Source organism: Paraburkholderia dipogonis, assembly GCF_042680985.1.
Taxonomy (GTDB): Bacteria; Pseudomonadota; Gammaproteobacteria; order Burkholderiales; family Burkholderiaceae; genus Paraburkholderia; species Paraburkholderia phytofirmans.
The window spans coordinates 292,762-313,820 of the sequence record NZ_JBHUFR010000013.1; the positions used below are offsets into that span (position 1 = coordinate 292,762).

Annotated in this window: 20 protein-coding genes; 12 read left to right on the forward strand and 8 right to left on the reverse strand. The window is 57.8% G+C overall.

Annotated elements, in window-relative coordinates; translation table 11 throughout:
* Positions 1-2: 2 nt before the first annotated feature.
* From ACFSNN_RS18885 to ACFSNN_RS18905, 5 genes are all read right to left on the reverse strand, one after another.
* A complete protein-coding gene (locus tag ACFSNN_RS18885; protein WP_134462881.1) occupies positions 3-1,367 on the reverse strand; it encodes a lipopolysaccharide biosynthesis protein in 1,365 nt (454 codons plus the stop codon).
* Between the two features lie 7 nt (positions 1,368-1,374).
* The gene (locus tag ACFSNN_RS18890; protein WP_134462883.1) at positions 1,375-2,655 is read right to left on the reverse strand and encodes a capsular polysaccharide export protein, LipB/KpsS family; all 1,281 of its coding nucleotides are present in this window, start codon (positions 2,653-2,655) and stop codon (positions 1,375-1,377) included.
* A gap of 47 nt (positions 2,656-2,702) precedes the next feature.
* Positions 2,703-3,569, reverse strand: coding sequence for a glycosyltransferase family 2 protein (locus ACFSNN_RS18895; protein WP_134462885.1), 867 nt, complete (start codon positions 3,567-3,569; stop codon positions 2,703-2,705).
* Positions 3,570-3,598: 29 nt separating this feature from the next.
* Positions 3,599-4,738, reverse strand: coding sequence for an NAD-dependent epimerase/dehydratase family protein (locus ACFSNN_RS18900; protein WP_134462887.1), 1,140 nt, complete (start codon positions 4,736-4,738; stop codon positions 3,599-3,601).
* A gap of 151 nt (positions 4,739-4,889) precedes the next feature.
* Positions 4,890-6,305 carry an undecaprenyl-phosphate glucose phosphotransferase gene (locus ACFSNN_RS18905; protein ID WP_134462889.1) on the reverse strand — a complete coding sequence of 472 codons (1,416 nt, stop codon included), beginning with the start codon at positions 6,303-6,305 and terminating at the stop codon, positions 4,890-4,892.
* Positions 6,306-6,876: 571 nt separating this feature from the next.
* Between ACFSNN_RS18905 and ACFSNN_RS18910 the strand changes: the two genes are divergently transcribed.
* The 12 genes from ACFSNN_RS18910 to rfbD all read left to right on the forward strand — a co-directional run bounded on the left by ACFSNN_RS18910 (position 6,877) and on the right by rfbD (position 18,653).
* A complete protein-coding gene (locus ACFSNN_RS18910) occupies positions 6,877-7,950 on the forward strand; it encodes a polysaccharide biosynthesis/export family protein (protein ID WP_244322934.1) in 1,074 nt (357 codons plus the stop codon).
* Positions 7,951-7,952: 2 nt separating this feature from the next.
* Positions 7,953-8,390, forward strand: a complete 438-nt coding sequence (locus ACFSNN_RS18915) for a low molecular weight protein-tyrosine-phosphatase (RefSeq protein WP_134462893.1) — start codon at positions 7,953-7,955, stop codon at positions 8,388-8,390.
* A gap of 42 nt (positions 8,391-8,432) precedes the next feature.
* Positions 8,433-10,673 (forward strand): polysaccharide biosynthesis tyrosine autokinase, encoded by a 2,241-nt coding sequence (locus ACFSNN_RS18920; protein ID WP_134462895.1) that lies wholly within the window; start codon positions 8,433-8,435, stop codon positions 10,671-10,673.
* A 114-nt stretch (positions 10,674-10,787) separates the two neighbouring features.
* Positions 10,788-11,648 (forward strand): 3-deoxy-8-phosphooctulonate synthase, encoded by an 861-nt coding sequence (kdsA, locus tag ACFSNN_RS18925; protein WP_134462897.1) that lies wholly within the window; start codon positions 10,788-10,790, stop codon positions 11,646-11,648.
* On the forward strand, positions 11,645-12,199 hold the full coding sequence (locus ACFSNN_RS18930; RefSeq protein WP_134462899.1) for a KdsC family phosphatase: 555 nt from the start codon (positions 11,645-11,647) through the stop codon (positions 12,197-12,199). The genes kdsA and ACFSNN_RS18930 overlap by 4 nt, the downstream gene beginning before the upstream one ends.
* A complete protein-coding gene (kdsB, locus tag ACFSNN_RS18935) occupies positions 12,183-12,974 on the forward strand; it encodes a 3-deoxy-manno-octulosonate cytidylyltransferase (RefSeq protein WP_134462901.1) in 792 nt (263 codons plus the stop codon). Before ACFSNN_RS18930 ends, kdsB begins: the two co-directional genes overlap by 17 nt.
* Complete coding sequence (locus tag ACFSNN_RS18940) at positions 12,971-13,906, forward strand: KpsF/GutQ family sugar-phosphate isomerase (protein WP_134462903.1); 936 nt, start codon at positions 12,971-12,973, stop codon at positions 13,904-13,906. Before kdsB ends, ACFSNN_RS18940 begins: the two co-directional genes overlap by 4 nt.
* Before the next feature lie 220 nt (positions 13,907-14,126).
* On the forward strand, positions 14,127-15,128 hold the full coding sequence (locus ACFSNN_RS18945) for a helix-turn-helix domain-containing protein (protein ID WP_377764991.1): 1,002 nt from the start codon (positions 14,127-14,129) through the stop codon (positions 15,126-15,128).
* Between the two features lie 125 nt (positions 15,129-15,253).
* Positions 15,254-16,315, forward strand: a complete 1,062-nt coding sequence (gene rfbB, locus ACFSNN_RS18950; RefSeq protein WP_134462907.1) for a dTDP-glucose 4,6-dehydratase — start codon at positions 15,254-15,256, stop codon at positions 16,313-16,315.
* Positions 16,316-16,318: 3 nt separating this feature from the next.
* Positions 16,319-17,206: a glucose-1-phosphate thymidylyltransferase RfbA gene (gene rfbA / locus ACFSNN_RS18955; RefSeq protein ID WP_134462909.1), complete on the forward strand. Its 888-nt coding sequence runs from the start codon at positions 16,319-16,321 to the stop codon at positions 17,204-17,206.
* Positions 17,203-17,751, forward strand: a complete 549-nt coding sequence (rfbC, locus tag ACFSNN_RS18960) for a dTDP-4-dehydrorhamnose 3,5-epimerase (protein WP_012428088.1) — start codon at positions 17,203-17,205, stop codon at positions 17,749-17,751. The genes rfbA and rfbC overlap by 4 nt, the downstream gene beginning before the upstream one ends.
* Positions 17,751-18,653: a dTDP-4-dehydrorhamnose reductase gene (gene rfbD / locus ACFSNN_RS18965; protein WP_134462911.1), complete on the forward strand. Its 903-nt coding sequence runs from the start codon at positions 17,751-17,753 to the stop codon at positions 18,651-18,653. The genes rfbC and rfbD overlap by 1 nt, the downstream gene beginning before the upstream one ends.
* Before the next feature lie 57 nt (positions 18,654-18,710).
* Here the strand turns inward: rfbD and ACFSNN_RS18970 are convergent, their stop codons facing one another.
* The 3 genes from ACFSNN_RS18970 to ACFSNN_RS18980 form a co-directional block, all read right to left on the reverse strand.
* Entirely contained in the window at positions 18,711-19,706 is a 996-nt protein-coding gene (locus tag ACFSNN_RS18970) for a GlxA family transcriptional regulator (RefSeq protein ID WP_134462913.1), read from the reverse strand.
* 374 nt (positions 19,707-20,080) lie between these two features.
* Positions 20,081-20,308: a hypothetical protein gene (locus ACFSNN_RS18975; protein ID WP_012428085.1), complete on the reverse strand. Its 228-nt coding sequence runs from the start codon at positions 20,306-20,308 to the stop codon at positions 20,081-20,083.
* A 378-nt stretch (positions 20,309-20,686) separates the two neighbouring features.
* Positions 20,687-21,059: helix-turn-helix domain-containing protein (locus ACFSNN_RS18980; RefSeq protein WP_377779185.1), on the reverse strand; the 373-nt coding region annotated here is incomplete at its 5' end.

Genomic DNA, 21,059 nt, shown 5'->3' on the forward strand with positions numbered 1-21,059 from the left:
GGCTATTCCGTTTGAGTGCGTTTGGCGTGGTGCTTAAGGAGCGTGGCGATCTCACGCCGGTAGAACGACAGCGACGGGTAAACGCAGATACCTAGAACCTTCCACGCCACAAGTCCCTCCGCGAGTTTTTCGCCCGCCAGTGCAAGCGCGGTAGCGAGTGCCGCGCCGGTTGCGCCAAGCGTCGGCACGAGAATCGCGGCAAGGGCTATGCACACCAGGGTCGCGATCACCATCGCATTACGGATGATTCTTTCGAGTCCGTGAACGACCAGTAGAGGACGTATCGAACCGCTTGCGACCACGGCGAGTTGTCCCGCGCTCAAGAAGAGGAGTGGGCCGTAGCCCGCTCCAAAGTCATTGCCGAACAGCCGCAACAGTTGGTGGCCCGATAAGACCAATACGACGAAAAGACCCGACACGAGGATCAGCAGCGCAGCCGACACGCGTTGAACGATCCACTCGATATCGTGCTTGCTGGCGGTGCCGCGCATCATCGAAAGCTTGGGCGCGACTAGCGCGTCGATCGGTGGAACGAGGAATCCCGAGAGTGTCAGCGCAACGCGTTGTGCGACCGAATACCCGCCTACGTCAGAAGGAGAAGAGTGAATCCCCACGGCAAAAACGGCGATCCAGAGCAGCGCCATCTGGCAGGTGTTACCGATCAGCAGCGGCAGTGCCGGTCGTAGCAAGCGGACATTCCATACCGGGCCGATTGGATTGATGAGACCACCGGCGCTACGCATGAATCTAGTGAAGGGAATGTATGCAATAGCAAGGTTGAGTGTCGATGCGCCGACGAAAATATATGCCGCCGTCACCGCGCTCGACGGCGGCATGCAGAACAGTGAAAGAAACGAGAGGAGCGGTACCCAGACGCTGAAAACGGCAATGCTTCTCTCCGGCTTGCCGATGATCTGCAGAAACGGTACGTGCATCATCGCGATCGAAGTGGGTAACAACGCTACTGCGAACCACACCAGTACCGAGGCAAGTTCTTGCTTGTGAAAAACATACAGCGCCAAAGGCTTCGATAGAAGAATGACCGTAAGCGTCAGGGTGAGACTCGCAGCAGCGGGGAGGAGCATGGTTTGTCGATACAAGGATCGTAGCTGTGCCCACTGACGGTCGCGCACCATCGGGCCACCGTCGCGAATGACGATCTGTTCGAGGCCGAGACGGCAGAATGTCGACAGAACCGACAGAAAACCCAGGCCAATCATGTAAAGACCCGTCTGCGACGCGCCGAGGTAACGCCCGAGAAAGATCACGAACGAGAAATTCGTCACCGCGCCCGATAGCCTGAAGATGAAACTCGACGCAATACGTTTGACAATGGTCGGCGACCGCGGAAGTCCGGCTGGCGTCATATCTGTTTTATCGAGTCTCAACGCGCAGCGACTCCATTACCCGCGCGGCGATACCGTGCGTATAGCCGAGATCGACGTCGGTGAAGTGGCCGGGGAAGAAGTACCGGTCGACCAGTGCGCCAAGTAACATATTCGGCGCGGGCTTCGACCTGTCGGTGGGGTGTTCGACCAGATGTCCGAGTTCGGCTGGCGTCCGGGCCGGCAGGATTCCGTTGAGATGATCGTAGAACGATTCGCCAAGCACGATGACCCTGTGGCCGGCCGCGAAGGCATCGAGTCCCGTCAATGAGTTGACCGTGACCGTTATGCATGTCCGGGCAATATCATCGGATAGCGACCGGCCGCTGAGTTCGATTCTCTCCATGCGCGCCACCAGCGCATAGAATGCCGCGCTGTATTTGCGGCGGTACAGCGGATGCTCTCGGACGACGACTTTCCAGTCGGGAGGGATACCCGACATGACGAACTCGATCAGTCCAGCATCGCTGAGCTGAAGTGGATTGTGATAGATGTTGTTCGCGTCCTCGGGCACCTGCATGGCGAGAAGGAGCGTCTTTCGCCTGTCGGACACGGCGTCCGATTGGCGCACCAATGCCTTGTAACGCGAAGATGGGCACTTTTCCAGTCGATACGGACGGAGATCGGGCGGCAGCAAGCCGGTAAGCCGGGACTGCGCAACGATAAACTTGTCGACCATCGAGTAGAGACGATTGTTCCATCTCGGACGCTGATTAGGTACGACCAACTCAGGGCCCGTCGCGGGAAGATCGGCGAGAGCCGTCCGGAACGAACAATTCGCGTTGACGCCCTCGCGATCCAGTAGCGTCGTGCGGTACGGCCCCTGCTCAAAGAACCACGTTGCCGCGCGTGAATCGGTCAGTGTGCGCATCAACACTTCGGCCGGCAAGCGTGTATCGCCGCTGAGAATGGCTACGTCCGGATCGAACTGTTCGATCACCGATCGGCTCACTTCGAGCATCGCCCGCGCCTGGCGGTTAAGCGCGTCCCGTTGCGGATCGGTCATACCCGGATCGGACGAGTGGAAGCGGATCAGAGCCGATATCACGTCCGGGTCAGTCGAACTGTCCTTGGACCTCGTCAGAAATGCCTTCCATGACAGCGCCTTGGTCGCACGCCCATGCAACCGGAAGTACGCCCACGCACTTGGGAAAACCGCTAAATGGAGAAATTCGACGTCGGGATCCAGCTGTTTCCATGCATCCTCTATCGCGCAGAAGAAGCGCGCCATGGGATGGTAGTAAACTAGCGTGACAACTTTAGTTTTCATGGTGTGTGAGCGAGCCAGGCGCCGGCAGGATGCGATGTCGAACGTGGTTATGCGACAGTCCGTTTCATCAGGAACGCGTCGCGCATTGCACGAAGTTCGATCTTGTGACGTGCCACCGCGTGGAAAACGGTCAACACGATTGCCGATGCGGCGACGGCCAGATTGCGTGTTTTCAGTCCGCAGTAAAGCCAGTTGCGCGTCAAGTAATAGCGTGAGAAATCTGAACGGCTGCCGCCCGTCGAAGAGCTGATCTTGTGCTGAAGATGAATGGTGGGTGTGTAATACATCTTGATTCCGGCCTTCTTCAATTCGAGGCAGAAGATCGTGTCGTCGTAGTAGACGAAGAGTTCTTCCCACATCCGGATTCCCGACGCCTTTAACGGCCTCGATTTGACGATCAGCGAGCAAGTTGGCGCGTAGTCGACCGGATACAGCAGATTTTCGGTCAGTCGATCAGGTTTGTTATGACCGAAATGACGGCAGCCGCCTTTCAGGTAGCTCAGTTTGCCACCGGCGTACCACGGCTTGCCGGGCGTGTCGTAGTAGAAACTTTTCGGCGCCAAGGCGTCGACGCGCGGATTGGCAACCAGAATGTCCACTTGCCGCTGGAGGAAATCGGCATCGACCTCGATATCGTTATTCAGGAAGAGGACATGCGTGAAGCTCTCATCCGGAAGAAAAAAGTCCAGTCCCTGATTGTTCGCCGTGGCGACGCCCACGTTCGACTTGTTGCGAATGAACGTGAACGGGACCATCAGATCCGCGCGAATTGCCGCTTCGCAGGCCCGGTTTTCAACGTCGTTCTCGATACATAGGACATGGAAATCCGTGAATCGTTGAGCGTTCATGCTCGCAATGAACCCTGCGATCACAGGGTCCGATTTGAAAAGCACGGTCACAATGCCAATTTTCATCGCGAATTCCTTGAAGAGTGAGGGGGCGCTTAGTTCAACAACCCGCGACTGCGCATCTCGGCGACCGACTGGTCGTAGCCTGCATCAGAGATGGTTTGCTCCTCGACCCACTTGCAGAAATGCATCGCACCTTCTGCGAACGACACCTTCGGCTCGAAATCGAGCTCCTTGCGAATCTTTTTCAGATCCGCGTAGTTATGGCGGATGTCGCCGAGACGGAAATTGCCTGTGATGTTGAGTGCGCCGGTGGCGCCGTAGAAGCGCTTCAGCGTTTGCGCAACCTGAAGCACGCTGGTTGCCTTGCCTGATCCGACGTTGTAGGCGACGCCTGCTTTATTCGTTGCATCGAGCGCGAGCACAATGGATTCGACAATGTCGTCGAGATAAACGAAGTCGCGACTCTCGAGGCCGTCTTCGAAGATGTTGACGTCTTTGCCCTGAAGCAGCAGCGTGGAGAAGATGGAGAGAATGCCGGTGTACGGATTGCGCAGCGACTGGCCCGGCCCATACACGTTCTGAAAGCGAAGTGCGATCGCGCCGATGCCGAGCGTCTCGCAGACGGTCAGAACCAGTTGCTCCTGGAACAGTTTCGTGATGCCGTAGACAGAGCTTGGATGAGTCTTGGAAGTTTCGTCGGTCGGGACCAGTTCGAGGCGTTCGCCGGTTTCCAGGCAAAGGCAATCATACAGTCCGAGGCGCATATCAGAGGCTTTCCGCGCGCCCGGATATACGTAGCCCGCGTGCCCGCGATATTTGCCTTCGCCGTAGATGGAACGGGACGACGCCACGACGACCCGGCGGACCGTGCCATGCCCGGCGTCACGCGCTTCGGCGAGTAAATCGAGCATCAGCGACGTGCCGCGCACATTGGTCTCGACGTAGTGGTCGATCTGGTACATGGATTGGCCGGTACCCGTTTCCGCGGCCAGATGAATGACGGCTTCCTGACCTTCCAGTGCGGCCAGCCAGTCTTCACGGCGGCGTACATCACCCTTGATGAAGCGCACGGATTCAGGCAGCGACTTGAACAAGGGCGAGTCATCGGGATTAGTTCCGTGAATCTGCGGAGAGAGGTTGTCCAGTACGGTAACAGTGTCGCCGAGGCGGTTAAGGGTACGCGCGAGTGCACTGCCGATAAAGCCGGCACCGCCGGTGATCAGGATATTCATGCGAGCTCGAAGATAGAAATAAAGGTCAATAAAGGGGCTGCATTCACGGTGAATCGCAGCGGTGAATCACAGCGCTAATCCTGGGGCGCGAGGCAACAATTTGAGCGAGTAGCCGACACGAATGCGTGTGGCACGTAAGAAACGCGTATCTTCAATAAGCGTGGGCGCCGCTGAAACCATGAATAAAGGTCTTTAGAACGATCTTGAGATCGAGACCAAAGGTCCAGTTCTCGATGTAATAGAGATCGAACGCGATTCGTCCTTGCATTTTCTCGATCTTGTCGGTTTCGCCGCGATAGCCATTGATTTGCGCCCAGCCCGTAATGCCGGGCTTGATCCTGTAGCGAAACATGTAGCCATGCACGAGGTCTTTGTAGAGTTCATCGTGCTGCAAGGCATGCGGACGCGGACCTACCACAGACATATCGCCTTTGAGAACATTAATGAACTGCGGCAACTCGTCCAGACTGGTCTTGCGGAGCAGCGCACCTATCGGCGTCACACGGGGATCGCGGCGTTTGGCCTGAGTCAACTGGCCGGCATCTTCCGAATGAACCACCATCGTCCGGAACTTGTAGATCTGGAATTCGTTGCCGTTCGCACCCTTGCGCCATTGGCGGAAGAAAACCGGTCCGGGCGACGACAACTTCACGAGAATTCCGATGACAAGCATCGGCGGCAACAAACAGAGCAATGCGAGAGCCGCGAATGTGCGGTCGAATATCTGTTTGGGTACAAAACGCGGATCTGCGGACGGTGATGCCAATAGATTGATTGCGGATAGCCCGACGACCTCCGAAACCGAGTGGTTGAAGAGGGAAAAGTCACGCACGTTCGGAATGAAGCGGACGTTCACGAAGTCATGCCGGAACGCGTTCAATACGGCGTGCACACGCGCTTCCTCCCGCAGCGGCAGAACCAGCCAGATTTCCTTGATGCCTCGGGTACGCACTGCATCGGCAAGTCCGTCGAGAGAAGCGACCACCGGGAGTCCGCCGGCGTACTTGGAGGCAAGCGGATCCTCGTCGAATACACATTCCGGAGAGAACCCCGACTGGGCGTTCTTACGCAAGCGATCGATCAGCGTAAGGCTGAGCGGATTTGCACCGACGATAGCGACCGGTTGTACATTGATGCCGCGACTCCATAGCTGTTTCGACAGTTGATACTTCGCGAGCCGCAAGCCGACGAAGAGCACAAGCGACGTGACGAGCCACGTCCCACACCAGAGCCTCGACAAGGTGTGCGCCTGATGTGTCGTGAAGACCAGTACGAGTCCCAGAACGAAGACGGCCACCCAGCCGATCGTGACGAGCGTCACCATCTCCAGCGGACTCCGTCCGCGCCACGATTGATAGATGCCGAGCGTGGGGAATAGGAGAACGGTCATCGCCGTATTGAAGGCAACGAGAAGCAGCGTGGGATCGCTCCACGCAGTGAAATCGTCGAAACGGAATACATACGCAATGGCGGCGCCCGCCAGTACGAAACACGCATCGAGCAACGCGAAAAGAAAGGCAGGTGCGCGAGTGCCGGGATGAAAACCAAGCGGTTTGACTGATTGCATTTGCATTCCCCTAGCGATTTGTTTGCGGGCGCTAACCGGTTTTGCGTCGCATCATAACCACGAGGTTGGCGGTGAAAAATCCGATGACGGAAAACGGCAATGAATCGTCCGAATCGACTCAACGCACGCGTTGATCGCGTTTTGACATCGGCCGGAAGCCGCGCGGCGACTTGATGTCCGATTTATCCATATTGGGTGAGAAGCCTTAGGGCCTGGGCCTCGAAACCATTGAGCTTCGCCCGGGACTTTCCGTATTTCGCCAAATGCATGCCGTTTTCGGTCAACGCGATTCGCCGCGTCGCAGCATCGGTAATATCCGATCCCGGTAAGACAAGCCGTCAAGAAAGCGACGGCAGACTGTGCGATGCGGTCTCATAGCCGTAAAGCGCGACTGACATTCAAGGGCGGTCGAACGGACCAAAGATCGTCGCTCTTTCCGCCAGTCATTTCGAAGTCCGCAGATCCACACTGCCTTAGCACACTGCCAATGAGAAATCGCTTTGCATCACTTATTCAACGCTTGTCCCTGTGTTCGGTGGTCGCGCTTGGTGCTTGCGCATTTGCGCCTGGGATGAGTTTCGATCCACATAAGCCGATCGATCCCGAGGATCCTTCTTCAGTGCCGGTGATTACTCCGATTACGTTCAAGCTGATCGAGCAGGAATCGTCAGCGCGCAAGGCTGCCATAGCGGCCGACACCAGCTATGCATCGTTGATCGCGCCACCGGCGCCTTATCGGATCGGAGCCCAGGACGTGCTGTCGATCATCGTTTGGGATCACCCGGAACTGGTGATGCCTAACCTGAGTTATGCGATCGGTACCGATTCGGGCGCTTCTCCGGCTACCGTCGGCATGGCGGCCCAAAGCTTGCCTGGTTTTGTGGTCAGCAAGGACGGCTATGTCCAGTTTCCCTATGTGAAGAAGATCAGGGCCAGTGGACTGACCGAGCTGCAATTGCAGCAGGAATTGATCGATCACCTGAAGCAGAACCTCAACGATCCGCAGGTAACGGTGCGCGTGATCGGATACCGCAGTCAGAAAGCCTATATCGATGGCGAAGTGCGCCAGCCGGGCGTCAAGCAGATCACCGATGTCCCGATGACTCTGGCCGAGATGCTGAATCTGGCAAACGGCGTTGCGGCCACAGGCGATCTGAGCAGAATCGAACTGACTCGCGGCGGCATTACACATCGGATCAATCTTCCCGAAATGCAGAAGCGCGGAATCAATCCGAAGGACATTGCGATCCGTGACCAGGACGCGATCCGCGTCCCGCCCTTGATCGAACATCGGGTCGTGGTGTCGGGCGAAGTCGTGAAGCCTGGACCTGTCGTGTTCAAGACGAATGGCCATTTGACGCTAAGCGATGCGCTTGGCGATGCGGGCGGTGTCAACCAGTTGAGCGGCGATGCGGGTGAAATCTATGTGGTGCGCGCGAAATCGGACGATGGACTACCGAAGATATTCCATCTCGACAGCAAGTCGCCGACCGGAATGGTGCTTGCCGCCGGGTTTGAAATGAAGCCGGACGACGTCGTGTATGTAGACGCGCCAGGCGTGATCAGGTGGTACCGCGTCGTGACGCCTCTGGTGGGCAGTGCGACCGGTGCGTATTACCTGCAACGAACTGCATCGGGTAACTGAACATGGTCCAATCGGTTCTCGTGGTCTGTATTGGCAACATCTGCCGAAGCCCGATGGCGGTGGGGCTTCTGCGCACACGGCTACGCCATGTCCGGGTGGAGTCCGCGGGACTCGGCGCGCTTGTCGGCCACCCGGCCGACGCGATCGCGCGTGAGTTGATGCGCGAGCGCGACATCGTGATCGACGATCACCGTGCCCGCCCGCTCTCGGCGCCACTGTGCGCGCAGTCGGATGTGATCTTCGTGATGGACGCCAAACAGAAACAGAGCGTGGTCGATCGTTATCCGACCACGCGTGGAAAGGTATTTCGGCTGGGCGAATTCATCGATCAGGATATTTTCGACCCTTACGGAGGCGAGCGTTCAGATTTTCAAGCGTGCCTCACCTTGATTGACCGCGCGATCGAAGACTGGGTCGAGCGACTCAAAATTGTGGCTTAACCGAGCAGGCGTCTTTCCTCTCGCTACCTTGGCACCTATTTGATGACGCAAACTAATTTGCCTCCCACGGGGGCACCCGATAGTGAAGAAGAACTGGATTTCGTGACGATTCTCGACGTGCTGATAGAAAGCCGTTGGCTGATCGGCATTGTCGTCGCCTTCTTCCTCGTGGCCGGCACGCTCTACGCGTTCCTGAGCAATCCGGTCTATGAAGCCGATCTTCTCATACAGGTCGAAGACAGCCCGGAGAGCTCGGCGGAAAAGGGCTTGCTGGGCGATGTTTCGTCGTTGTTCGACGTGAAATCGACGGCTGCCGCCGAAAGCCAGATTCTGGCGTCACGCCTGGTCGTTACGCGTGCGGTCGACAACCTCAAACTGTTTATCGACGCACAGCCGCGCTACTTTCCGTTGATCGGGAACTGGATAGCGCGCCGCAGTCAGGAGTTATCCACGCCCGGCCTGTTCGGCGTGGGTGGCTACGCGTGGGGGAACGAGCATATCGATGTGGCGCAGTTCGACGTGCCGGAATCGCTCGAGGACGACAAGTTCCGCCTGACGGCGATCGACGCGACGCACTACCGGCTGACCGGCGACGATCTTACCGACCCATTCGTCGGGCAGATCGGACGGGTCGAGTCTGTACCGTCGTGTTGCGGCAAGATCCTTCTCTGGGTGAAATCCATTAAAGGCCGGCCGGATACGCAGTTCGTGCTTCGACGCCATTCGCGAATGAAGAGTATCACCGACTTGCAAAACAACCTCGACGTTGAAGAGAAGGTGAAGCAATCGGGCGTATTGATTGCAAGTCTGCTCGATACCGACCCGGTGCGCGTAGCGGCGGAGTTGAACGCAGTGGGCGATCAGTACATCCGGCAGAATGTCGAACGAAAGTCTGCCGAAGCCGCGCAATCTCTGGAGTTTCTGAACTCGCAATTGCCCGTGATCAAGCAACGCCTCGACGAGGCCCAGCAGCGGTACACGGCGGCACGGAACAAACTCGGCAGCGTCGACCTGACTGAGGAAGCGAAGGTGGTATTGCAGCAGTCCGTCGATGCCAAGACCAAGTTACTTGAGCTCGAGGAGCAACGTCAAGGGCTGGCGGCGCGATTCAATGGACACCATCCGGCGATCCGCACGATCGACTCGCAGATTGCGACATTGCGTCAATACAGCGACGCGGCATCTTCCAGAATCAAGCAATTGCCCGACGTGCAGCAGCAGATTGTTCAATTGCAACTCGACGTTCAGGTCAATACCGATCTCTACACGTCGTTGCTGAACAACTTTCAGCAATTGCAACTCGTCAAGGCGGGCAAGACGGGCAATGTGCGTCTGGTCGACACGGCGGCGATTCCTGAGAAGCCGGTGAAGCCGAAAAAGTTGATCGTCCTTGCTGGATCGCTGGTCGTCGGCTTGTTTGCAGGCGCGGTGCTTGCTTTTGTGCGCAACATGCTGTTCCGCGGCATCAGCGACCCAACTGAGCTGGAGCGCCGCACGGGGCTGCATGTGTATGCGACGATCCCATTGAGCAAGCGTCAACAGGAGCTAAGCCGGGTGTCGAGTGCGAAGAAAGCGGGTACACACGTTCTCGCCGCCGATTCGCCGAGCGATCCGGCTATCGAAAGCTTACGTAGTCTAAGAACTGCGCTGCAGTTTGCGATGGTGAATGCGCGAAACAACGTCGTACTGTTGACTGGCTCAGCGCCGGCCGTCGGTAAGTCGTTCGTGTCGGTGAATTTTGCGGCAGTGCTCGCGGCAGGCGGCAAAAAAGTGCTGCTGATCGACGGTGACTTGCGCAAGGGACATTTGCATCAGTCGTTCGGATTCGAACGCGGTGGCGGATTTTCAGAGCTGGTGTCGGGTCTCTCGACATTCGACCAGGTTGTGCGGCGCGATCTGCTTGCTCGACTGGACTTTGTTTCGACAGGAACACTGCCGCGAAATCCCGCGGAACTGCTGTTGGGTGACCGGGTGGCGTCTTGTATCGAAGAGCTGTCGAAGCGGTACGACATCGTGCTGATCGACACGGCCCCCGCACTCGCAGCCGCCGATGCCGGAATTCTCGCGCCGAATGCCGGGACCGTGTTCCTGGTCGCCCGGGCGGCGGTGACAAAAGCAGGCGAGATCGCGGAGTCGGTCAAGCGGCTTGCCCAGAACGGGGTTGAGGCAAACGGCGTACTCTTTAACGGGCTGAACCTGTCGCACGCGCGGTATGGCTATGGCTCCAAATATGGCTCCTATCGCTATGCAGCCTACGAATACGGTGGCGAGACGCGTAGCTAGCGCCAACGCGTGCAGCGCATGAGACCAAAGGACTGAAGATCGCCGTGCTCGGATATCTCCGGGTACGAAGGTCGAGGTCAACCGTTCTAACTCTTTCTGGCGTGGACGTGAGCGATGAAGATAAACGATCGTGCGGTAGAAATCACAGGCGCGGTGACGGTCTCGAACCGTCTGCCGTTTGTATTGTTCGGTGGCATCAACGTTCTCGAAGACCTCGACTCGACACTGTATGCCTGCCGCCATTATGTCGAGACGACGGCGAAGTTGAACATTCCATTCGTCTTCAAGGCTTCGTTCGACAAGGCGAATCGTTCGTCGATCCATTCATACCGTGGGGTCGGAATCGACGAAGGTCTGAGCATCTTTGAAGCGGTCAAACGTGAGTTCGGCGTGCCGGTCATCACCGATGTACACGAGGTCGAACAGGCCGCACGGGTCGCGGAGGTGGTCGACGTGCTCCAGGTGCCTGCATTTCTCGCGCGGCAGACGGACCTGGTCGTGGCTATTGCCAAAACGGGCCGTGTGATCAACATCAAGAAACCGCAATTCATGAGCCCGACGCAGGTCGCTCACATTGTCGGCAAATGCCGTGAAGTCGGTAACGACAACGTCATTATGTGCGAGCGGGGCAGTTCGTTCGGCTACGACAATCTGGTGGTCGATATGCTCGGCTTCCGGCAGATGATCGAAGCGTCGGATGGCGCGCCAGCGATCTTCGACGTGACACATAGCCTGCAATACCGCGATCCGGGCGGTGCCGCATCAGGCGGTCGGCGCCGCCAGGTTGTCGAACTCGCACGTGCCGGCCTCGCGGTCGGATTGAGCGGTCTCTTTCTCGAGGCACATCCAGATCCAGACCACGCGCGCTGTGATGGTCCGAGCGCGCTTCCGCTTGCCGTGCTTGAGCCGTTCCTCCGGCAAATGAAAGACCTTGATGATCTGATCAAGAGTTTCCCTGCGCTGGATATTCAATGAGCAGGCCACGCGAGTATCGAGGAAAAATCCGCCTCGTTCTATTCGATGTGGATGGCGTGCTGACGGACGGCTCGCTGCATTTCAGCGGCGATGGTGAGTACCTTAAGTCCTTTAGCGTACGCGACGGCGTGGCGATCGGATTGCTGCGGGAATACGGGATTGCGAGCGGCGTGTTGTCGGGTCGATCGAGTGCGCCGCTGACACGCCGGGCAAAAGAACTCGGTTTCGACGTGGTGGTGACCGGCAGCCGCGACAAGTTGTCCGCGTACGAGGCGATCAAACTGGAGCGGGGATTGCAGGACGAGCAGATCGTCTACGTCGGCGACGATGTGATCGATTTGCCTGTGATGTTGCGCGCGGGACGTGCGTTCGCCCCCGGCGATGCACACGTGCTTGTATTGCGTCACGCAGACCATGTCACGCGCGCGCGCGGCGGCCACGGCGTCGCCCGTGAAGTCGCCGAGAACGTGTTGCTGGCCGACGGAATGACACTTGACGAGATGTATCAATCGTTTTTGACCGGGGAGGTGCGCAGTGCGATCGTCCAGTGACCTTGCTTCGATTCACGTGGTGATTCCAGCTCGCTTTGGATCGACTCGCTTGCCGGGCAAGCCGCTCATTGATCTGGCGGGCGAACCGATGATCGTGCGCGTTTATGAAGCTGTTCGAGCGGCATTACCCGGGACGGTGGACATCGTGGTGGCGACAGATGACGAGCGGATCGTCGGAAGTCTGGAGGCGTACCGGATTCCCGTTCGGATGACCGACCCCGAACATCAGTCCGGAACTGATCGGTGCGCGCAAGTCGCGCGTGAATTGGGCTGGAATGCAGACGATCTGGTCGTCAACGTGCAGGGCGACGAACCGCTCGTACCACAGCCGTTGCTTGCGTCGTTCGTGCAATTCTGCGCGAACGCGCAGGCTTTCGACATGGCAACTGTTGCGGTGCCTTTGACGGAAGTGTCCCATTTGACTGATCCAAACGTCGTCAAACTCGTGGTCGGCGCGCACGGTCAGGCAATCGTGTTCTCACGTTCCGCGATTCCGTTTTGCCGAGATCTTCCGCGGGACGAGTGGCCTCTGTCCGCGTACTTGCGTCATATCGGTATCTACGCCTATCGATGCTCGGCGCTCTACCGGCTGACGGAGACACCGTCATGCGAACTTGAAGAACTCGAAAGGCTGGAACAGATGCGCGCGATCTGGCTAGGTATGCCGATCCGCGTATTTGAATGGCCGGAGCCCCCGCCGCCGGGTGTCGATACGAAAGAGGACGTAGCGCGAGTGAGGGAAATACTATTTGTGAACGCTTCGGGGAGATCATGACGGCTCACGATTACATCACGTCGGCGAAACGGGTTTTCGCTTTGGAGTCCAGTGCGATTGCCGCGCTCGCATCGGGTCTGGACGACGACTACGCCCAGGCGATAGCGCGTATTCTCGAAACGCGCGGCCGTGTGATCGTATGCGGCATGGGCAAGTCTGGAATCATAGGTAAGAAGATCGCCGCGACCTTTGCGAGCACCGGCACGCCGGCGTTTTTCATGCATCCCGGCGAGGCGTATCACGGTGACCTCGGAATGGTCACCAGTGACGACGTGTTTCTCGCCATTTCAAATTCGGGCGAGACCCACGAGGTTGTGCAGCTGCTCCCGTTTCTGCGAAACAATTACAATTTCGTGATCGCAATGACGGGTAATCGTGAGTCGACGCTTGCCCGCGCGGGGCATTGTCATCTGGATATCGGTGTCGAGAAAGAGGCTTGTCCGCTTCAACTGGCGCCGACCGCTTCGACGACCGCGACGTTGGCAATGGGCGATGCGCTCGCCGTGACGTTAATGGAGGCGCGAGATTTCAAGCCCGAAGGCTTCGCGCGTTTTCATCCGGGGGGATCGCTTGGCCGGCGACTGCTGAGCACAGTGGGCGATGAGATGGTTCGCGACAAGCTTCCGTTCGTCGGGCCCGATGCGAAGGTCATGGAAATCGTCAGCGAGATGACGCGCGGCAGTCTGGGGATTGCAATCGTTCGCGACGAAACAGGCTGGGGCCTGATTACCGACGGTGACGTTCGCCGTTTGATCGAGGTCCACGGACCCCATGCATTCGAAAAGTGCGCGCGCGACTTCATGTCGAGAGAGCCCACGATGGTGTCTCCCGCAACGCGCGTACAGGACGCGTTGGCCTTGCTCGACCAACGGCGGATTACTTCGTTACTGGTATTCGAACATCAGCAGATTGTCGGTGTTTTCAAGAAGTGAAAGTGCATGCTGGGTGCGTTGGGCACAGTGGCTAGCGTTATTTCAGACAAATCCATGGCACCGGTAGCCAGCGATCATTGTCGACAGCACGCTGTGAGTAATATCGGCAGTCAGGATAAGTGACAAAGCCAGCGCTGCCCGCGGAAACAGGAACATGCACCCGTACACAAACCGCACGAGAGCTAAAGGAGCATTCTCCGGTAACGTCGCGGCACCTTCCATGGAATCGGAAGTGAAGATTGCGATAGTCGTATTCGCCGGGTTCTCCATCAAGGAAGTCGACGCGCTGGCGGATATCTTTAACCGCGCTCACTGCAACGATATCGTGGAGGAAAAGGCGCCGTCGCCTGGGCTGATATTCAAGGTGTCGTTACTGTCGATTGGCGGCGGCTATGTTGATGACTCGCTTTCAATCCGGATTTGGACGGATCCAGTCGAACCTCGTTTATCGGAGAAATTCGACGGTGTGTTTGTGGTGGGTGCGAAGTGCAGGCTGCGGGCGGCGGAAGAACCGGATGTGTTGCGCGCCGTGTCGACCTTGGTGGCGCGAGCCGATGTCGTCGTGTGGGATAGCGATAGCTCGTTGTATCGATTCGTGATGGCTTCGCCGGGTACAGCGCGGCGCGGGCGACGATTGGGCAGTGCTCGCGCGCGCTCGAGACTGGCGCCATCCATGACGGAAGCAGGGGTGTCGTTTGTCGCGGCACTGACGGCGACCAGCGCGCATGCGCGAAAACAGATCGAATCGCAGATCCTGCTTTATCTCACATCGTCGCGCAATGCTGCGAGAAAGCACGCGAGTCCTGGGACGTCGACTGGCAGTCGCGATGCGCAAACCGTCGATGCTTCATCGATGGAATGGACCGCGCCGATCAGAGCGGCGGCAAATTGGCTGCGAGAGAACTATATGCACCCGATCTCGATTGCGCACGCGGCCGAAGTCGCGAATATGAGCGAACGAACGTTTTTGCGTCGTTTCAGGGCGGAGGCATCGATCACGCCCTCGGAGTATTTGCTCGAGATTAGATTGGGTGTCGTGTGCAGTCTGCTCCAGCGAACCAGTGTGCCGATCGATACGATCGCGCGACGTTGCGGAATGGGAAGTGGCGAGCGGCTTGCGAAAATATTCAGACGCCGACTCTCTCTCACGCCGAGCGAGTTTCGTGACGCGAATAGGCAGGGATTGAATCCGGGGACTCACGGGATCGAGCTGAATGAGTGAACGAGTGAGAGTGACTCAAGCAGGAAACTGGCGAATGTCGGAATGCGCCAACTATATGGCCGATGCAAAAATAGTCGCGCCTTTACGATTCAGAATGTAAGAGCCGTCATCTAAGAGAACTTCAAATGATCTTCGTAACGGGTGGCGCCGGCTTTATCGGCGCGAATTTTGTCATCGACTGGCTTGCCCACCATGATGAGCCGATACTCAATATCGACAAATTGACGTATGCCGGCAATTACGGCACGTTGCAAGCGCTGCACGACGATCCTCGTCACGTGTTCGTGTGTCGCGATATCGGCGATCGCGCAGCCATGAGCGCTATCTTTGAACAATATCGGCCGCGTGCCGTGGTGCACTTTGCAGCGGAAAGTCACGTCGATCGCTCGATCGACCGTCCACGTGAGTTTATCGATGCAAACGTGACGGGTACCGGTGAACTGCTGGATGTCGCGCGACTGTATTGGGAGCGGCTAAGCGATGCGGAACGTAGTTCGTTTCGCTTCCTGCACGTGTCGACGGACGAAGTGTACGGTTCGCTGTCGGCCAACGATGCGGCATTTACGGAGACGACGCCGTACGCGCCAAACAGTCCCTATGCGGCATCGAAAGCGAGTTCGGATCACATCGTTCGCGCGTACCACCACACCTACGGATTGCCCACGCTGACCACGAACTGTTCGAATAACTACGGGCCTTACCAGTTTCCGGAGAAACTGATTCCGTTGATGATTCAACGAGCACTGAGCGGAGACGCGCTACCGGTGTATGGCGATGGCCGCAATGTGCGCGACTGGTTGTACGTACGCGACCATTGTGATGCGATCCGTACGGTACTCGCCCGTGGCACGCCGGGGGAGACATATAACATCGGCGGCGATAACGAAAAAACCAACGTCGAAGTCGTTCATTTCATTTGCGATCTTCTCGATGCGATAAAGCCACGCGAGAGCGGCAGTTATCGCGAGCAGATCGCTTTCGTCACGGATCGGAAGGGACACGACCGGCGCTATGCGATCGATGCCACGAAGCTTCGCCGCGAGCTCGGCTGGGTGCCGCGCGAGACGTTTGCAAGCGGCTTGTCGATGACGGTGCAGTGGTACGTTGAAAACGGTGCGTGGCTGGAAGAAATCCGCTCTGGCGCATATCGGCGCTGGAACCCCGAAAGCATACTCAAGAGAGCGTGAACGATGGACTCGAACCGTAAGGGCATTATTCTCGCCGGCGGGTCTGGAACGCGGCTGTACCCGATCACACGGGTTATCTCCAAGCAGATGCTGCCGATCTACGACAAGCCGATGATTTACTACCCGCTGTCCACGCTGATGATGGCGGGCATTCGCGAGGTCCTGCTGATCTCGACGCCGGATGACACGCCGCGCTTCGCGGCGATGTTCGGCGACGGCAGCCAGTGGGGCATGCGGATCACCTACGCCGTGCAAGCGTCGCCGGACGGGCTTGCTCAAGCGTTCATACTCGGCCGCGAATTTATCGACGGGAAACCCTCCGCGCTCATTCTGGGCGACAACATTTTCTACGGCGCGGATCTGGGCGCGCATCTGGGCAATGCGCATTCCAGAACCAAAGGGGCGACGGTCTTCGGCTATCACGTGCACGACCCGCAACGCTACGGCGTCGTGGAGATCGACGCTCGGGGTAAGGTACTGTCGATCGAAGAGAAGCCGCTGAAGCCGCGTTCCAATTTTGCCGTTACGGGTCTTTATTTCTATGACAGCGACGTCTGCGATATTGCCGCGAATATCGAGCCATCCGCACGCGGTGAGCTGGAAATCACGGATGTGAATCGGCACTACCTGGAGCGCGAAGCGCTTCATCTGGAGACGCTGGGTAGAGGCTTTGCCTGGTTCGACACCGGCACGCACGAATCTCTGATCAATGCGGCGACGTTTATCGCGACGCTGCAACAGAGGCAGGGCTTGCTGGTTGCGAGCCCGGAAGAAGTCGCATTCCGGCGTGGCTGGATCGATGCCGAGCAACTGGCCCGCCTCGCGGCGCCTTTGCAAAAGACCGACTACGGCCGATATCTGTCATCTCTCATTCCTGCCATCCACACATGACCATTCAAGTTCGACATACCGCGATTCCCGACGTGAAGGTCATTGAGCCTCAAGTGTTCGGAGATTCACGCGGTGCTTTCCTCGAGACGTTCAATCAGGTCGAGTTCGAAGAGAAAGTAGCGCGCGGCTATACGTTCGTGCAAGACAATCATTCAATTTCAGCGCAGGGCGTTCTGCGAGGCCTGCATTACCAGATCCAGCATCCGCAAGGCAAGCTGGTTCGGGTTGTAGTGGGTGAGGTGTTCGACGTTGCGGTCGATCTGCGGCGCTGGTCGTCCACGTTCGGGCGATGGGTTGGCGTGCGGCTGTCCGCGTCGAACCGGCGGCAGCTATGGATTCCGCCGGGCTTTGCGCACGGCTTTGTCGTATTGTCGGATGTCGCTGAGTTCCTTTATAAAGCGACTGCATTCTGGCACCCGGAGCACGAACGTACGCTGCGCTGGGACGATCCGGACATTGCTGTCGAATGGGAACTGAATGGTGTTCCGTTCGTTTCGTCGAAAGACGCCGCTGGTAGCCGCTTCAACGAGGCTGAGGTCTACTGATGAGAATCGCGATCACGGGCGTACAGGGGCAACTCGGCTGGGAGCTTGCACGCTCGCTTGCGCCGCTGGGTGACGTGGTCCGTTGGGATCGCGAAGTTGCGGATCTCAGCAAGCCGGCGCTGCTCGACGGGTTGATGAGGTTTTACCGCCCGGACGTCGTTGTCAACGCCGCGGCCTATACGGCGGTTGATAAGGCGGAAGACGATTGCGTAACGGCGCGGCTCGTCAATACCGAATCGGTCGACGTCATGGCCCGCGCGGCGAAACGCGCGGGCGCATTGTTCGTTCATTTCTCGACCGACTATGTGTTTGACGGAAAGTCGGCGGAGCCTTATTCAGAAGACTGCGAGACGGCGCCGCTGAATGTGTACGGCGCGACCAAGCGCGACGGGGAACTCGCGATCATCGCGTCCGAATGCGATCATCTGATCTTCCGCACTTCCTGGGTCTATGCGACACGCGGGGCAAACTTCATGCTGACGATGCTTCGGCTCGCCGGCGAACGCGAAGCGTTGAAGATCGTCGATGATCAGGTTGGCGCACCGACTCCGGCAAGAATGCTTGCCAACGTGACCGCCCACGCGATTTCGCAAGCAATGCGCGAGCGCCGGGAAGCACGCTTCCAGAGCGGACTTTTTCATTTGACATCGCGAGGCGTGACCAGTTGGCACGGCTATGCTTCCGCGATCATCGACTATGCGCGCAATCTCGCGCCTTCAGGTCGGGTACGCGTCACACACATCGAGCCCGTACCGAGCGAGGCGTTCCCGACGCGTGCGGCACGGCCGCGCAATTCGGCTCTTAACAACGACCGCTTCGATGAGCGCTTCGGGCTTGTGCGGCCGCACTGGTGGGACGCGCTTGCTCAGACGCTGGATGAGCGATTCGAGCGTACCGCTTAAGCATTCCAGATCTGCCAAAGCGCCGGAACGAGACCGTAGCTTTGCCGCCGGCCTGCGTTACGATGTTCTGCGCGAACCTTGTTTGCTGATTCGATACTCCGTCGGCGTGGTGAGCAGGTGCTTGCGAAACAGCTTCGCGAGCCTTCCACCGCTGCCAATGCCGCAGCGGCGCGCGATCTTGTCGACGGGCAGGCTTGTTTTGGCGAGAAGGCGGCAGCTCATGTCGAGTCGCACATAGAGCAGATATTCCGACGGGGTCACGCCCATTTCGCTCTTGAAGCGTCGCAGGAAATTCCGTTCGCTCATCGCCGCGATCTGCGCGGCGTCGTCGATCGATATCGGGCGGGCGCCGTTGGCCTCGAGCCATTGCGCGGACGCCTGGATCTTATCGCTGATATGCGATGCCGTTTTGCTACGCAGGATTGTGCTGAACTGCGTTTCGCCTTGAGGCGCAACCCAATCGGCGACCTGCTGCGCAACTTCCGGTCCAAGATCGTCGCCAACGATACGCAAGGCGGTGCGCAGCGGGCTGGGCGAGTCCGCAAGAGGCCGGGATGGGAATGCGTTTCGTGCGTGACGGTCGTTCTCGACGCGCGCTCCGTAGGCATTCGAGAAACCCGCCGCTTCGAGCATCAGCCGTCCCTCGGCGATTGCATGGACCATGCCGCTTTTCGGAAAAGCCTGCCGAAGCCACACGATCAGACGATCGTCGCGGAACGCGTTCGTTGCGCCGGTGCCGCCTGCAATGAAAAGCGCGCGGAAGTTGTCCTCGTGCCCGCGCGATTCGACACTGTCGGTCCACACGAACACCGAAGAAGAACTGGCAATACGCCCACCCGATGCCGACAACAGCGAGACCTCATAGCGCGTTCGACGGGGCTCGCCTGTGTCACTCAGGGCATTCGCCGACTGGAATATCTCAATGATGGAAGCCACATCGGGCAGAGCAAATCCATTGAACAATGCAATACCGATATGGTTTACGCTGGCGCTCTGTGGCAAAGCGGGTGCTTGAAGTGCATTCTTATGCTTCACGTTGCAAAGAAACTCCATCGTACTTTCCCGGAAATGAGTGACTTGCCGGCTGTCTCTAAGCCGCTTTAATTGTTTGATCGAATGCTACATAACGTTGTTGCACTGCATTAATGACTGGCCGAATTTGCCAAGGTGTTGGCCAGAATTGCCAGGCCGTGATGTCTCTGCAGAGCAAGAGAATTACTCGTTGGATAATTGGCAGGTTTAATTCGAAAACGCGGGCGAGTCTGGAGTGGGAATGAATGCGGTTCTATTGATCTGGCGGAGATGGGGTATCGCGCAAAGAACCGGAAGGCCTTAAGTTTTGTTGTGAATTTAGATATCTATTGTGGGCCTGATAAGAAACATGACTAACGAAGAAGAATATTGGCCGCAAAAAATATATAGTGATCCTATGCGACGGTATGCGATAGCGTCAATGTGACGGTCAGAGAGCCCGCCTTGTCGTATTCGAAGAGTCGAGACTTCACTTTAAACACATCATCGAATCCCAGTTCCTCCACCTTCATGACTACATTGTCGCCAACAAGGGGGAGATGACATGCAAACCTTTTCCCAGTAGTGCGGTAGGTGCCGAAACCACCCGTGTACTCGTACACGTAAGTCACTTTCTCATCCATGTGCGCTCCGTTCGGGAGTATTCGTATGAATCAAGGACGTGGATGCATGTGCCCTGCGAGGCGCATGCGCGTAGTTGGACACGCGACTCGAACCTGATATGGCCGGAAAAAAAGAACCTGCCGCCCCGAAGGAGCGGCAGGCGGGAAAATCGAGGGGGTTGGGGTTGACTGAGAGAAGCGCCCCTCGAAAGGCCGACGCCAAGTGTATTCGTTCGAAGCAGACTCGAGACGCGAGAGGCGGATTGCGTCACGTTGTTGACTGAACATGACATAAGAAGAACTCAACGCGGCACGATCGTTCAAGCATCCGCGCGCCTGCATAGACTTCAGTGGCCGTGTTTGTTTTCCGGCGGTAGCGATGTACCGCCGGGTTCTGACTTACGCTTCGACTTGACTTGCGTAGTCGGCTTCGATCAGCACACCTGGATCGAACTCGCGCCATTGATCCGGTACCTGTGCGTTGGGCTTCTGCTGCGCCACATGGTTGCGCGTTCGATAGTCTGTCGGCGTCGTCTCCAGATATTTTCTGAACAGCTTCGACAACTGCCCGCCGCTGCCGATGCCGCAGCGGCGCGCGATCTTATCGATGGGCAGACGCGATTCCACCAGCATCCGGCAACTCATATTCAGGCGTGCGCGAAGCAGATAGTCGGAGGGCGTCATGCCGATCTCGCTCTTGAAGCGGCGCAGGAAGTTGCGCTCGCTCATCGCTGCGACCTGGGCCGCGTCGTCGATCGAAATGGGCCGGTCG